The sequence below is a fragment of the Paraburkholderia sp. MM5384-R2 genome (assembly GCF_014201025.1).
Taxonomy (GTDB): Bacteria; Pseudomonadota; Gammaproteobacteria; order Burkholderiales; family Burkholderiaceae; genus Paraburkholderia; species Paraburkholderia tuberum.
This window is the reverse complement of the sequence record NZ_JACHDI010000003.1, coordinates 49571-62611: the sequence shown is the minus strand read 5'-3', so window position 1 is coordinate 62611 and position 13041 is coordinate 49571. Positions and strand designations below refer to the sequence as shown.

At 61.2% G+C, this 13041-nt stretch carries 11 protein-coding genes; 6 read left to right on the top strand and 5 right to left on the bottom strand.

What is annotated here, in order from left to right; translation table 11 throughout:
• Positions 1 to 33: 33 nt before the first annotated feature.
• A complete protein-coding gene (locus tag HDG37_RS06420; protein ID WP_409259970.1) occupies positions 34 to 1095 on the bottom strand; it encodes a glycosyl transferase family 1 in 1062 nt (353 codons plus the stop codon).
• A 440-nt stretch (positions 1096 to 1535) separates the two neighbouring features.
• On the opposite strand from HDG37_RS06420, the gene HDG37_RS06415 reads away from it, so the two are divergent.
• From HDG37_RS06415 to HDG37_RS06390, 6 genes are all read left to right on the top strand, one after another.
• Positions 1536 to 2492, top strand: coding sequence for a class I SAM-dependent methyltransferase (locus HDG37_RS06415; RefSeq protein ID WP_184045427.1), 957 nt, complete (start codon positions 1536 to 1538; stop codon positions 2490 to 2492).
• A 42-nt stretch (positions 2493 to 2534) separates the two neighbouring features.
• The gene (locus HDG37_RS06410; protein ID WP_184045425.1) at positions 2535 to 3608 is read left to right on the top strand and encodes a zinc-binding dehydrogenase; all 1074 of its coding nucleotides are present in this window, start codon (positions 2535 to 2537) and stop codon (positions 3606 to 3608) included.
• A gap of 74 nt (positions 3609 to 3682) precedes the next feature.
• On the top strand, positions 3683 to 4834 hold the full coding sequence (locus HDG37_RS06405; RefSeq protein ID WP_184045423.1) for a methyltransferase domain-containing protein: 1152 nt from the start codon (positions 3683 to 3685) through the stop codon (positions 4832 to 4834).
• Between the two features lie 203 nt (positions 4835 to 5037).
• A complete protein-coding gene (locus HDG37_RS06400; protein WP_221311918.1) occupies positions 5038 to 7173 on the top strand; it encodes a hypothetical protein in 2136 nt (711 codons plus the stop codon).
• 187 nt (positions 7174 to 7360) lie between these two features.
• Positions 7361 to 8311, top strand: coding sequence for a glycosyltransferase family 2 protein (locus HDG37_RS06395; protein WP_184045419.1), 951 nt, complete (start codon positions 7361 to 7363; stop codon positions 8309 to 8311).
• Positions 8304 to 8717, top strand: coding sequence for a GtrA family protein (locus HDG37_RS06390; protein ID WP_311541091.1), 414 nt, complete (start codon positions 8304 to 8306; stop codon positions 8715 to 8717). The genes HDG37_RS06395 and HDG37_RS06390 overlap by 8 nt, the downstream gene beginning before the upstream one ends.
• 266 nt (positions 8718 to 8983) lie before the next feature.
• Here HDG37_RS06390 and HDG37_RS06385 read toward each other — a convergent pair whose 3' ends face one another.
• From HDG37_RS06385 to HDG37_RS06370, 4 genes are all read right to left on the bottom strand, one after another.
• Complete coding sequence (locus tag HDG37_RS06385; protein ID WP_184045417.1) at positions 8984 to 9382, bottom strand: GtrA family protein; 399 nt, start codon at positions 9380 to 9382, stop codon at positions 8984 to 8986.
• A gap of 84 nt (positions 9383 to 9466) precedes the next feature.
• Entirely contained in the window at positions 9467 to 10207 is a 741-nt protein-coding gene (locus HDG37_RS06380) for an SDR family oxidoreductase (RefSeq protein WP_184045415.1), read from the bottom strand.
• The gene (locus HDG37_RS06375; protein WP_184045413.1) at positions 10204 to 11520 is read right to left on the bottom strand and encodes an FAD-binding oxidoreductase; all 1317 of its coding nucleotides are present in this window, start codon (positions 11518 to 11520) and stop codon (positions 10204 to 10206) included. The genes HDG37_RS06380 and HDG37_RS06375 overlap by 4 nt, the downstream gene beginning before the upstream one ends.
• A 3-nt stretch (positions 11521 to 11523) precedes the next feature.
• The gene (locus tag HDG37_RS06370) at positions 11524 to 12948 is read right to left on the bottom strand and encodes a UbiA family prenyltransferase (protein WP_184045411.1); all 1425 of its coding nucleotides are present in this window, start codon (positions 12946 to 12948) and stop codon (positions 11524 to 11526) included.
• Between the last annotated feature and the right edge of the window lie 93 nt (positions 12949 to 13041).

Sequence of the window (13041 nt, the reverse complement as noted above, 5' to 3'; positions counted from 1 at the left end):
GAGCGCCGCTGAACGACGAGCAGTCGGGGAATCTTAGTAATTTGTGAGGCCGGCATCGATCAGGTGTCTGATTAGGTCTGCTGCTACCGTGCTCGACGAGTGCCGTGCATAGACGCGTTCGTAGTTACTTTCAATCTTTTCGTCCCTGTCCGGGTCGGTCAGGGCAGCTTGAATGGCGGGAACGATGTCCGGCGCGCGGGTGGAAGCCGCGTACCAGACATTGTCGTCGAAGTGCTCGCGCTGCCAATCCCCATCAACCATGACGAGGGGCTGCTTCACGAACGCGCCTTCGAGGCACGAGCGCCCGGGCGGATCGAGGCTCGGCTCCGCCACTACCATCGCGCTGGCGAGCGCGGAGCGCAACAGCGCGCTGCAGGGCTGGATGAATGGCAGGAAATGAATCCCCCGACGCGCTTCGCGAACGCACTGCCGGTAATACTCCTCGTCCCTGAAACCGCCGACCATCAAGCCGTTCATGTCGAGCTGGTTCAGTGCGCGGATCAGTTCGAGCTGATTCTTGATCGGCTCGATCAAGCCGAGGCACAGCACGTAGTCCGAGACGTCGCAGACCGTGGGGAGCAAATCCTTGTCGGCCGGCAGCAGGAACCGGTCGGATATGCCGGAGCCCACCACCACGCATTTACCTGGATCGACCGTGATGTACCTGTTGAAGTGCGCGAGTTCGGCGGAGGACTTGAACAGTAGCCGCTCGGCACGCTGCACGAACGCCTCGATGCGGCTGATTTCCGCCGGGTCGGGCGCGCTCAACCACCAGACGTTCGGCCACAGGAACAGCTTCTTGCCCTGATTCACCGTTTCGCGAACGATCGCTTCGCCGTCCGCATGGACGGAGAAGTGCATCACCGCGTCGTAAAAGCGTAGCGGCCGACTGCGAATGCCGTAAATGTCGGCCTGTACGTCCGAATCGTTGAGAAGTTCGGCGACCTGCACGAGTTCCGACTCACCACCACCGCTCGTCATGAACGCGGTACTGTGAGTGGTCAGGAGAATTTTAAAATGCATATTGCGGGCTCCGTCCCGAATCGTCCCGTATCGTGGGCGCTGCTGCCGTCCGCCGGACGGTGCGGAATTCACGCGTTCGCGCGACCTGCGAAACAGGCGCGGACTATTATCGGCAGGGGCTCGATTTTACGCCAAATCGAAACGCAGACGATCGCCCACGAGCGACGCGCAGAGCACCCTGCTGCATGCTTTCGTCGGCTTACGTGGCTTACGAAACGATGACCTCCGCCCTCTTCTGCCGCGCACTTGCGACTCACGCGCGGTCTCCACGGAAAACGGACGGCAAATGACCCTTGGCGTCGCGGCTGTGCCGATTGCTATGACGAATAATTTGTAAGTAACGGTAAATGCGGGCTCATGTCGGAACATCAGGAAATGTTGGACGTGCAGAATACTGGGGGTACGATAGACTGGCCGGCCGGGAGGGCCGGCTCGCCAGCCAGTCGGCATATCGGTATGAATTCGCTGTTCTGTCATGGCTTTTCGCAAATTCTTTCAAGCGGAGAAACAAGATGTCGGCATCGCCCGAGCTTCTCGATTCACTTGCCGCGCAGCATCCCGAGATTGCAGAACTGATCGCTGAACGGGACAAGTATCGCGACGCGCTTCAGGTCAATATTCCGCACTTTTCGAATCTCGGCGACGTGCCTCCAGGCCACTACTATTCGCCGATCCCGTCGATCCCCGACATCAAACAGGACGAAGCACGGCTGTTCGGTAACGTCTCGCGCACGCTGCCCGGCATCGAGTTCAACGAAGAGGCGCAGGTGCGGCTCGTCGGCGAGTTCGCCGACAAGTACTACGGCGAGATGCCGTTCGAGCCGCACAAGAAAGACGGCCTGCGCTTCTACTTCGAGAACGTGATGTTCTCGTATGGCGACGCGACGTCGCTGTACTGCATGATTCGCCACCTGCGGCCGCGCCGCATCGTTGAGATCGGCTCGGGTTTCTCGTCCGCCGTTTCGCTCGATACCAACGACCTGTTCTTCGACGGCCAGATCCAGTGCACCTTCGTCGAACCGAACAATGAACGCTTGCTGTCGTTGCTGACCGAGAAAGACAAGGTCACCTCGAAGATCGTCAAGTCGCTCGCGCAGAACGTCGACCTGTCCGTATTCGCGGAGCTCGAAGCGAACGACATACTGTTCGTCGATTCGTCGCACGTGAGCAAGATCGGCAGCGACGTGAACCGCATCGTCTTCGAGATACTGCCGATCCTCGCGCCCGGCGTGCACATACACTTTCACGACGTGTTCCTGCCGCTCGAATACCCGCCGCAGTGGATCTACGAAGGCCGCGCGTGGAACGAAGCCTATCTGCTGCGCGCCTTCCTCCAGTACAACAGCGCGTTCGAAGTTGTCCTGATGAATACGTTCATGGGACACTTCCATGCGGACCTGATGAACGCGCGGATGCCGCTCTTCATGCGCAATCCCGGTGCGAGCTTCTGGATTCGAAAGACACGTTAGGCGCCGCGGCGCAAACGTCTCACATTTTGCGGAGATTGATAGATGACTTCGACGAACGCGCTCGAGCATCGCACCGAAGGCGCGTCCATGCGAGCCGGCTTGCAAGACGGGGTGCGCGCGATGAAGGTCGGCCGCATCCCGGTACCTGAGTTGCTACCCGGCACCGTGATCGTCAAGGTGGCGAGCGTCGGTATCTGCGGCAGCGATCTGCACGCTTACCGGAACGTCGACGTTCATCAAAGCTTTCCGAACGGCCACGAACTGAGCGGCACCGCGGTCGAGATCGGCGAGGGCGTGACGAGCGTGCGCGTCGGCCAGCGCGTGACGATCGACATGGTGATGGGCACCGCGTGCGGCAAATGCGAGTACTGCAAGCTCGGCGCGCCGATTCACTGCCGCGCGCGCGAATTTCCGTTCGGCGGCGGCTTTGCCGAATACGTGCGCACCAAGGAATCGGGCGTGTTCCCGCTGCCCGATGCCGTCGACGATCAGCTCGGCGCCATCGTCGAGCCGGTGGCGGTCGGCATCCACGGATGCCGCAAGATGCCGATTGCGCGCGGCTCGGTCGGCGTCGTGATCGGCGCGGGCACGATCGGCCTCGCGGCACTCGCCGCGGCGCTGGACGCTGGCAGTGAAAATGTCTACGTGGTCGCAAGACATGCGGCTCAGGCGCGCGCGGCGCTGGCGATGGGCGCCACCGCGATCCTGCCGGCCGATCGCGCCGAAGCGCTCGCCATGGTCGAACAGGCAACCGGCGGATTGGGCGCGCACTACGCGATCGAAGCGGTCGGCGGAACGGCCGACACGTTCGACTTCGCCTGTCAGTTCGTGCGCCCGCTCGGCCACGTGTGCGTGCTCGGTGCCTTCGATCACGGCTTCAGGAACATCGAAATCATCAAACCGCACATCAAGGAACTGACGATTCATCTGCCGAACTGCTACGGCTATATCGACGGTCAGCACGATTTCGCGCTGGCGATCGATCTGCTGGCGCGCAAGGGCGATACGTTGCGCGCCATGATCACACACGACCTGAGCCTCGACGACGTCGACGAGGCCTTCCGTCTGGCCAGCGATAAAAGTTCGGACTCCATCAAGGTGCAGATGCATACCTGATGGCGTAAGCGGTCTCGCGCAATGCGGTGATCGTCGGTCACTGGAAGCTGTGCCGTCCAATACGAGGAGGCAACATGGCGAAGGAAGACAGCGGACTAAGCATCGGTGAATTTCGGGATAAGCGGCGTTGCCGTCTGCTGAAAGGGCTAGACGTCAGCGCCTTAGTGGGCGTAGAAATAGGCCCGCTTTGCTGGCCTCTCGTGCGACGCAGCGACGGCGGCGAAATCATCTACGTCGACCATACGGACACACCGCACCTGCGTCAGAAGTACAAGGACGATCCTCATCTCGACATTAATGAAATCGTCGATGTCGACGCGGTGTGGGGGCGCAACACGTTGCATGAAGCGATCAAGGGCCGCTATGTCGACTACGTGGTGGCCTCTCACGTCGTCGAGCATGTTCCCGATCCGGTGACGTGGCTCAGAGAGCTGGCCGCGGTCCTCAAACCGACCGGCGAAGTGCGTCTCGTGGTTCCCGACCGGCGCTTCACCTTCGACTATTTCCGCCGCGAAAGCCGCCTGCCCGAAGTACTGGCCAGCTATATCGCCCGTGCGCGGGTACCGCAGCCCTACTCGCTGCTGGATCACTGCCTGTCCGCCGCCGATGTCTCGGCCCACGAAGCGTGGCGAAAGCGGATCGACCCGCACTCGGTCAAGCGGCATCACACATGGCAAGGCGCGCTACATCTCGCGCGCGACGCGTTCGAAAACGGCACGTATCACGACGTTCACTGCTGGGTTTTCACGCCGCGCTCGTTCGCAAAACTGATTGCCGATCTATGCGAGATGGAGCTGATCGATTTCGCTTGTGAAAACTTCTGCGACACACTGCACGACGACATCGAGTTTTCTGTAGTAATGAGGCGCTCGCGGAATCGCGAACATATTGCCGACAGCTGGCGACGAATGGAGCGGCAGGCCAGCGACGCAACGCCGGCCGTGCCGTTCTGGCGCACGCACCGCAAACTCAAGGAGCTATGCTCCGGACAGGACGCCGGTAACAGCTCGCAGCGCGTCTGCGGAAAGCGTAGCGAACTGGACCCGGACCAAGCGATTGAATTGCCGCCGGATTTCAATGAACAGGAATATCTCGCCGTCAATCCGGACGTGGCGGCGGCAGGAGTGGATGCGGGTCAGCATTACCTGCATTATGGGTGGCGGGAGGGGCGGCCCATTCGCCGCTCCATGGTTGTTCCGGCGCCGGTCCTGTCCGAAGCCCGCTGAGCAAGCGGGGGAAATACGGGTGTTGGGGGGCTGGAGGATGCCTTAAAGACATTTGAAATGCTAGGATTGCGCGCTGTTACCGTTCCTTCGGCCCGCAGCACATGCATCCTATTGAATCTGCTGAGCGACTACCGCAACGCCGCCAGTTTGCGATCTGCGTCGCCATCGTCATACTCGCCCCCCTACTGGTCAAGGCTCCCTTGTTGTTCGGGATTCTGATTTCCGATCCGGTCGCGCTTTATACCGGAATCGCCACCAACGTGTTGCCAGGTCCCTTCGGCGGCTTTCCTCCGATGCCGACCATCGACCCGAATATCGCGTTCACGAGCCACGCGCTCGGCTATCGTGCCGCACTCGATGTTCTGTCGGGCCACCTGCCCTGGTGGAATCACTACGAGGGTGTGGGCGCGCCGCTTGCCGGCGAAATGCAGGCGGCAGCGCTATCGCCGTTGAACGTACTGCTCGCGCTTCCAAACGGCCAGCTGTACATGCATCTTTCGCTGCAGATCATCGCCGGGCTGTCGACCCTGGCGTTGCTGCGCAAGCTCGGCTGTGCACTGCTCGCCGCCCTGGCCGGTGCGCTGGCCTTCGAATTCAACGGCACGTTTGCCTGGCTCGCCAACGCAATCGTCAACCCTGTGCCATTCCTGCCGATGGTGCTCCTGGGCGTCGAAAACCTCCGGGAGCGCGTCGCTGAGGGACGCCGCGGCAATGCAGCATGGATCGTCGTCGGCATCGCCGCGTCGCTGTATGCGGGCTTTCCGGAGGTCGCCTATCTGAACGGCCTGCTGATCGTCGTCTGGACGCTGGTGCGCGCGGCCTCGCTGCCTGGCGCGCAGCGTTTGCGCTTTGTCATGCACGTGGCGGTGGGTGGACTCGTCGGGCTGGCCATCTCGGCGCCGGTCGTGCTCGCCTTCTTCGATTACCTTCCGCTCTCTGAAACGGGCGGCCATGCGGGTGATGGATTCGCGACCGTGTACATGCAGCGCTCGACCGTGCTCGGCACCTGGATGCCTTATGCATTCGGCGGCATCTTCCAGTTGCCGGGCATCGAGGGGTTCTGGGGCGCGATTGGCGGCTATGCCGGCATTGCATTGTCCGTGCTGGCGGTATATGGCATGTTTGGCACGCGGCTGCGCGGCCTGCGTATCGCACTTGCCATCTGGGTTGTCGTGACGCTTGGAATGACTTATGGCGTGCCGGGCATTCATAAGCTCGTCCGAGTGATCCCGGGGCTCAAGTACGCGGCGTTTTTCCGCTACTTCCCGCCATCCTGGGAGCTCGCGCTGTGTGTATTGTCGGCGCTCGCGTTGACGGATATCGGCTTGCAACCTCGTCCGGTGCGACTGAAGCTCGCGGTCGTCGCAACGGCGCTCGCCTGTTTGCTCAGTCTCATCCCGATGATCCAGCATAACGTCGTGCCTACGGGCATGATCGCTCACGGTGGCGCCGCTTTCGGTCTCGCGATCCTCTTTGCTCTCGCAGTCATCGCGTGGCGGACAGAGGCGATCCGGTCGCCTGCTGCGGCGCTCGCTGCAGTGCTGATCGTTGAAAGCGTGGTCAATTTCCTCGTGCCGACGCTCAGTCATCCGCGCCACTCGACCGTTCATCTCGCCGGCGTACGTTACTTGCAGGACAACCTGGGGCTGAACCGTTTCGCGACGTTCGGACCGATCGCGCCAAACTACGGCTCGTATTTCGGCATCGCTTCGATCAACTACAACGACCTGCCGGCACCGACCGACTGGACGCGTTACATCAACGCGCATCTTGACAGCAACCAGGAGCCCATTCCAGGCGTGTCACGGCATGACCCGAACGGACCCTCCGCGGCCGATAGCCTCGTCGCAAACATAAGTGCCTACGCGCGCATCGGCGTGCGCTACGCGGTCGTGCCGGACAATCTCGACGCCCCGCGTTTCGAGAAGCTGCGTGGGTATCTGGCAAGCGCACCGAATCCGGGCCTCAAGCAGGTCTATCGCGACGAGGCCATGCGGATTCTCGAGCTGCCTGCGCCGGCACCTTATTTCAGCGCGCCCGGCTGTACGGTCAAGCCGCGGGATCGGGACGCAGCTCACGTGCAATGCGACGCTCCGTCGACGCTATCGCGTCTCGAACTGTTCATGCCGGGCTGGCGGGCCACGATCAATGGAAGCGACGCGCCGATTGCGCGTAGCGGAGAAATCTTCCAGGAAATCGCGCTGCCTGCAGGTAGCTCCGACATCCAGTTCCGCTTTTTGCCCATACATATGAAGTGGGCGTACCTCGCGCTGCTCCTCGGCTGCCTCGTATTTGTCTTCGACGTGGTACGCGGCTTCCGCGGGGCCAAGGCGCGTTGATCCCACGACACGCGATTGCGCATGCCGGGCGGCCCGCGCGCGGCATGCGGTTCACGACACGCCACCGGAAAGCTATGTGGCTTCAGGTAAAATTACGGAAAAGAGAGGATGTCTTCCGGCGCCTTTCATCATTCACAGGCGGTCTGGGTTCGCAACAAGACGCTACCAGCAACACACCTCATAGAATATGATTGACACCTCTGCTGTTCGAATTGCTGTCGTCATTCCCTGCTACAACGAGGCGGCTGCAATCGGCACCGTCGTCAGCGACTTCCGCAAAAGCCTGCCCGCGGCTGACATTGTCGTATTCGACAATAATTCGAAGGACAACACGGCCGGCGTGGCCCGCGCGGCCGGCGCGGCGGTTATTTCCGTGCCGCTGCAAGGCAAGGGCAACGTCGTGCGCCGCATGTTCGCGGACGTCGATGCGGACGTCTTCGTGATGGTCGACGGTGACGCGACTTACGATGCGGCCGCCGCCCCGATGCTCGTCGACCTGCTGATCGAAAACAACCTGGACATGGTCGTCGGCTCGCGTCTCAGCGACGAGGAAACCGCGTATCGGCTCGGTCACCGCTTCGGCAACGTGCTGCTCACGCAATGCGCGGCGACGATTTTCGGCAAGACCTTCAAGGACATGTTATCGGGCTATCGCGTGTTTTCGCGCCGCTATGCGAAGACCTTCCCGGCGCACTCCAAGGGCTTCGAAATTGAAACCGAGCTCGCGGTCCACGCGCTAGGTATGCGCATGCCCGTGGCTGAAGTCGAAACCCGCTATTCGTCGCGTCCCGACGGCTCGGAAAGCAAGCTCAACACTTACCGCGACGGCTTCAGGATCCTGATGATGATTCTGAAGCTCTTCAAGTCGGAAAAGCCTTTCGCGTTTTTCACGACCGGCTTCGCGGCCTGCACGCTGCTGTCGATCGCACTCGCGATCCCGGTCTTTACGACTTATGTCGAAACCGGTCTCGTGCCGCGCATCCCGACGTTCATTCTCAGCACCGTGCTGATGTTGCTGGGCGCTATCCTGCTGATCTGCGGCATCGTTCTCGATACGGTGACCCATGGCAGAAACGAACTGAAGCGCATCGCTTATCTCGCGATCCCCGCCCTGAAGTCGCGGAACCACTGTGGCTAAGTTGCACCGCGAATTCATCTGGTTTGCGATCGCCGGCGTTGTCGGCTTTGGCGTCGATGCCGGAGTGCTGTATGGGGCACTGGCGCTCGGTTGCGGCCCCTACGTGGGGCGAGCGATCTCGTTCCTTTGCGCCGCTTTCGTCACCTGGCAGATCAATCGGCGCATCACGTTCACCGCGGCGGCGGGCGAATCGCTGTGGCGCGAATGGTGTCAGTATCTCGCCGCGATGTCGCTTGGCGGCGCATGCAACTACGGCGCCTATGTGCTCGTCTTGCATCTACTGCCGCGCAGCCCGGCGAGCCCTTTGCTGGCTGTCGCCGCCGGTTCTATCGCCGGTATGTTCGTGAACTTCGCGACGGCGAAGCTTTGGGTCTTCCGACCCACGCCGCAAAAGGACGCGAAGTAACGCGAAAACCAATGCTTCCGGACCATTGGCGAGCTTTGCCGTCCAGTTCGTCCACTGGCGAAGGCAGCAGACTGCAAAAGATCTCGTGGACCACCCGAACGCTATAGCGCAGCACGTACGGAAGAGCGCCAAATTCAAGCGGCGGCGAACCATTCGTTCCGACAGCATTCTTGTCGTCCATTCCTTTCCGACGCTTTCGGCCAAGACGCGCACATTTTCTACGGCACGTGTTTCCTGGTTCGCCGACGCTTCAAGCGCACCTCGATTCACGCAAACACAAACTTCTTATCCAACCGATACTTGACGACGTAACCAATCACGAGTCCAATCACCCCACCCATGAACCGCGCGGGCTCCGAGTGATAAATCGCATCCGCGCCGAATTCGAAGCCCCAGAAAATCGCGGTCGTAGCGAGCCCCATCACGGTGTAGAGCATAAAACTCCTGATGCCATGCGAGAGGTCGCGATGGCGATAGCGAAAGATCCAGATCTTATCGAGCGCGAACTTCACGACCAGGCCGACCCCAGTCCCAACGACAACGGATAACGGTACGCTGAACGCTCCGGAATAGACCATCAACGAAATCTTCTGAAAACCGATATTCGCGAGAATCGAAAGTCCCGCGAATAGCGAGTAGACGATAACGAGGCGCGACGCGCTCATTGGGGCTGCTGCAGAGTTCACGAGTAAGACCACCGTGTCAGGAAAGAAAAATCGGCCATCCACCGCCGCGCGGCACGCGACGCATTAAAGCGAAAGCCGCTTGAACACGCGGCCGGGAATGGAGCGGATGATCAGCATGATGCCCCACCAGAACCACGGCGTATAAACGACATCCCTACCCTTCTCCACCGCCCGCACGATGTCGCCGGCAACCTGGTCCGGCGTCGCCACGAGCGGCCCCGGCAACGGCAAGCCCGCGGTCATCGGCGTAGCGACGAAGCCCGGCTTGATCGTCATGACGTGCGCGCCTACCTTGAACAGACGCGCCCGCAAGCCCTCGCAATAGGCCGACAACGCCGCTTTCGCGCTGCCATACAGATAGTTCGACTGGCGTCCGCGATCGCCCGCAACCGACGAAATCACCGCAATCGTGCCGCGGCGCTGCGCTTCGATCACGTTCGCAACGCGCGTCAGCAGCGCGATCACCGACACCGCGTTGGTGTTGAACTCGCGCACCGCAACCTCGACGTCATGCTGGCAAACCTGCTGGTCAGGCAACGTACCGGGCGCGACCAGCACGATGTCCAGCGCGCCGAGTTCGACGGCGCAGCGCTGCATCATGGCCGCGTGCTCGCCAAGCTGATCGATGTCCAACTGCTGGCACAGCACGGTCTGCGCGCCGCGCGCTTTCAGGTCGTCCGCGACTTGCTGCAAACGGTCCGCATTACGCGCGACGAGAAAAAACCGCGCCTCCTGTTTGGCCCACTGACGCGCACAGGCCATAGCGATCGCCGAAGTGGCGCCTACGATAACGATATTTTTCATATTCGAGTCGTTCGTTCCCAAAAGCGCGACAGCAAAGCCGGATCACGCAGCGCTTCCACCTGCTGCCACTGCGGATAGGCCTCGCGAAAATCCTCGCCCGACATATGGGCATCCTTTGCCGGATACATGCGCCCCCTGCTCTCGCGCACGATCGCGTCGAGCCGCTCGAACAGCTTGCGGTTCGAGGCGTCGCGCTGCGGGAAATCGAGCGCAAGCGACGTCCCTTCCAGCGGAAAGGACAGCAAGCCCGGCGATCGTATATCGCCGCAGCGCTTCAGCACCGCGAGTATCGAGCCTGTGCCGCTGCGCGCGATCGCGTCAAGAATCGCGCGGGTGGCATCGCACGCGACTGGCGCCGGCATCACGCATTGATACTGCTGAAATCCCGCTCGACCATAAATGCGATTCCACTCGAGCAGGCTGTCGAGCGGATAAAAGTAGGAATCGTAGCTGACGGTCGAGCGCACCGCGTCCGCGCGTTGCCGTCTGTAGTACAGCTCGTTGAAGGCGCGCAGCGTCAGCCGGTTGAACACGGGGATCGGCGACGTGAACGGCACCGTGCGCATCTTCCGGCGTTCAATGTCGAGCCCCCCGTCGAACGCGTGGTCGCCCACCATGAAAATGCCTCTGCCCAACGCGGCATCGCGCCTCTGACAGTCGACCCAGGCCACGCTGTATTCATGCTGCGCATCTAGCCGCTCGGACAGCGCGAAGAATTCGTCGAGATTGGCAAAGCGGATGCTGGTCACGTCGAGCATGCTCGATTGGATCGGCATCAACTGGATCTCCGCCCAGGTGATCAGCCCGGTCATGCCGAGGCCGCCGATCGTCGCCGCGAAGAACTCGGCGTGCATGTCAGGTGCGCATTCGAACTGCGTGCCGTCGCTGCGCAGCAGACCAAACCGCCGCACATGCCGGCCAAACGTTCCGCGCACATGATGGTTCTTGCCGTGTACGTCGTTGGCGATCACGCCGCCCAAGGTAGCATATTTGGTGCCGGGCGTGACCGGCAACATCCAGCCGCGCGGGATCACCACTTCGAGGATCTGTCCGAGCGTCATCCCGGGCTCGGCGCACAAGATCCCGTTCTGCCAATCGGCCGAAATCAGGCGATCCATCGGCAACGTCTGGATCACGTGCCCCGAGGAAGCGAGACAGCTGTCGCCATAGCTGCGTCCATTGCCGAATGCAAGCGTCGTGCGCTCCTCGTTGCTGACCTTGCGCCAGACCGCGGCGGCTGCATCGCGCCATGCGATCGGGTGCGCATCTTGTGGCGCGTAAGGATAGCGCCCCCAGGAATGGACTTTCGGCATCGGCTAGATCGCCATCCAGAAAGCGATGCCGCACAGCGCGAAAACCACCCAACTGCCACGGTCTTTCGCCGCGAACACGATCGGATCGTCATTCATCTGTCCGCGATGCGCAATGACCCACGTGCGGCTCACCCAGTAAAGCAGCAATGGGCAGGCAAGCCAGATGAACTGCGGATGCCGGTACAGGCGCGTGGTATTGCCGTCCTGAATGTAAAGCGCGAGAACCAGCACGGAAAGATAGCCCGAGGCGGCGCCAAGCGAAGAGATCAGCGGCAGATCGTCGGCGACATACCCCCGGCCGCGCGATCTGACGAGGCCACGCTCCCGCAGCACATGAAGTTCGGCATAGCGCTTGACCAGCGCAAGGCTCAGAAAGATGAACATCGAAAACGCGAGCAACCAGAACGTGAGGCGCGCATCGATCGCGGCGCTCCCGGCAATGATCCGTGTTGTATAGAGCGAAGCCAATACGAGGACATCCACCATGACCCGCCGCTTCAGGTGCAGCGAATAGGCCAGTGTGAGTACGTAGTAGCCCAGCAGTACCAGCATGAAATCGCGAGGCAAGCAAAACCATGCGATCGCGCCGCCTAATAGAAGCAAAACAGGAAACAGCGCCACGCCCCACACGAGGGAGACAGCACCGGACGCAAGAGGCCGTTGCCGTTTGGTCGGATGGTGGCGATCATCTTCGAGATCGAGCAGATCGTTCAGCAGATAGACGCTCGACGCGCACAGGCCGAACGCGAAAAAACCAAGGATGGCGGCAATGACCGAGGGGACGTGCGATAGTTGATGCGCCGCCAGCAACGGGACGAATAGCAGCAGATTTTTTAGCCACTGATGCAGGCGCAGCGATTTCGCCAACGCCCTTGGCCAGCCGGAGCGTTCGTCGATGACGCGCTCGACGTTGCCTTGCTTGCGCGCTGCGCGCTCCACACCGTTCGAAGGATTGACCACATACGCACGCTCGGCGGCGGCCCAAACGGCGACATCGTCATGCGAATTTCCTGCGTAGTCGAAGCCTTTCTCGCCGAACTCCGCGACGAGTCTGTCGCGCTTGCGATGCGCGGACAGATTGACAGCGCCGTCGGTGGCGAAGGTCTTATCGAAGAATCCCAGATGATCGGCAATCGCGTTTGCGTAGCGCTCATGGCTGGCAGTAGCCAATACGAGGGAGCGTCCAGCGGCGCGCTCCTCTTTGAGCCATTCGATGACCGCGGCATCGTACGGCAGAACGGTGACATCGATATTGGTCGCTTCGGCGAGATGAGCCTTCAGGCCCGGTTTGCCCCCGCGCGCGAACCACAGAAGAGGCTCGTAAAACCGATGCGGGGCGGACTTGGCGAACGCAAAGCCACATTCAATCAGGACATCCGATCGAATCAGGGTACCGTCGAGGTCGACAACGAGAGGTTTGCTGCTCATTCACTTGGTCGCCGCAAGGCAGATATAAGATGAAGAGCCATGCGATTTGGCACGAATGGGTTCTGCCAGGATGCCTGGTTAATCCAAACCGCA

Coding starts and splice junctions, on each gene's coding strand:
- HDG37_RS06415 (WP_184045427.1), top strand. CDS start 1,536: ATGTCGGCATCGCCCGAGCTTCTCGATTCACTTGCCGCGCAGCATCCC.
- HDG37_RS06370 (WP_184045411.1), bottom strand. CDS start 12,948: ATGAGCAGCAAACCTCTCGTTGTCGACCTCGACGGTACCCTGATTCGA.
- HDG37_RS06410 (WP_184045425.1), top strand. CDS start 2,535: ATGACTTCGACGAACGCGCTCGAGCATCGCACCGAAGGCGCGTCCATG.
- HDG37_RS06405 (WP_184045423.1), top strand. CDS start 3,683: ATGGCGAAGGAAGACAGCGGACTAAGCATCGGTGAATTTCGGGATAAG.
- HDG37_RS06385 (WP_184045417.1), bottom strand. CDS start 9,382: ATGAGCGCGTCGCGCCTCGTTATCGTCTACTCGCTATTCGCGGGACTT.
- HDG37_RS06380 (WP_184045415.1), bottom strand. CDS start 10,207: ATGAAAAATATCGTTATCGTAGGCGCCACTTCGGCGATCGCTATGGCC.
- HDG37_RS06375 (WP_184045413.1), bottom strand. CDS start 11,520: ATGCCGAAAGTCCATTCCTGGGGGCGCTATCCTTACGCGCCACAAGAT.
- HDG37_RS06395 (WP_184045419.1), top strand. CDS start 7,361: ATGATTGACACCTCTGCTGTTCGAATTGCTGTCGTCATTCCCTGCTAC.